1 protein-coding gene is annotated in these 1,237 nt (G+C 70.5%); it reads right to left on the bottom strand.

All coding sequences use genetic code 11. The annotated features are described in order from the left end of the window. Positions 1–142 precede the first annotated feature (142 nt). A partial coding sequence (locus QN345_RS19250; RefSeq protein ID WP_323509138.1) for a M23 family metallopeptidase occupies positions 143–1,237 on the bottom strand: 1,095 nt, incomplete at its 5' end.

The following is a 1,237-nucleotide window of genomic DNA, read 5'->3' as shown; positions in this document are numbered from 1 at the left end:
GGCCATTCCCTCCCGTCTACTTCCGATTTCACCCTAGGGGAAACCCCCAGATGTTGTATACAACTTTTCTTTAAGGTCAGGTGATTCCCGGCCAGGCGCGCAGAGGTCGAGTGGTCTGGCGGCGGTCGTGATCGCGACCGATTCAGGTGCCGAGGTTCACGCCGCGGAGGGCCAGGAACGGGACGGCGTCGACGGCGGTCCCGTCGATCCTGACCTCGAAGTGCAGGTGGCAGCCGGTCGAGGCGCCCGTGCTCCCGACCCCGGCGATCACCTGGCCGGCAACGACGTGCTCACCGACGCTGACCAGGGTCTCCCCCGGAGCGATGTGCGCATAGCCGGTCGAGATGCCATTCCCGTGGTCGATCAGGATCCAGTTGCCGTAGGTGCCCAGTACGCCGGCGGCCTCGACGACTCCGTCGGTCGCCGCATAGATGGCCGCGTCGCACCCGGCGCCGATGTCCGTCCCCCGGTGGAAGTCACCGACCCCGGCAACCGGGTGCACGAGACGCGGGCCGAACGCATCGGTGATGCGCCCTGCGGCTGGTCTGGTCCAGCCTTGTTCGCTGAGACGCCCGGTGTCCGCGACGGGCACAGTTGCCGGGAACGGCTGGACCTCGCTCGCCGCCGTGGCTGCCGGAGCTGACCGGGCAAGGTCGGCGAGGGCGGCGGATGCTGCGGTGACGTCGTCCTGCGCCGCCACGACCGCCGCGCGGGTGGCGGAGACCGGCACTGCGGCGATGACGGCCTGAGCGGCGGCATCCTGCTTCTCGAGCGCCTGCTCCCGTTCGACGTCCGCGGCGACGCGACTGCGCACGTCGTCGAGATTCGCGGTCAGCCTGGACAGGGTATCCAGTGTGCCGAGCTGAAACAGCAGGTCATGGTCGGCCCTGTCGTCGAGTAGCGCGTCGAGGGTGCTGTTGCCGGATTGTTGCATCAGGCCGCGAACGAGAGTAGCCAGCACCCGGCGGGACGCGTCGGCGGTGACTCCTGCGCGTTCCCTGAGCGCATGCACGAGGTCGGCCCGACTGACAGCGGCCTCGTAGTCGGCGTGGGCTGAGGCGTCGGCAAGCTTCGCCGCACCCAGCCTGGTTTCCGCAGCGCGCAGGCGGGACTGGGCGGCCGCGACTGCGGCGGCGCGGCGGGCAGAGGCTTGTTCCGTCAGTGCCCTCGCGGCGTCGGCGGCGCGGGCGGCAGCGACTGCCTGTCGTGCGGCCGCCGTCACGGGGGGTGGCGGCGG

This window comes from Cryobacterium sp. 10I1 (assembly GCF_035019805.1).
Taxonomy (GTDB): domain Bacteria; phylum Actinomycetota; class Actinomycetes; order Actinomycetales; family Microbacteriaceae; genus Cryobacterium; species Cryobacterium glucosi.
This window is presented reverse-complemented; position numbering and strand designations above follow the sequence as displayed.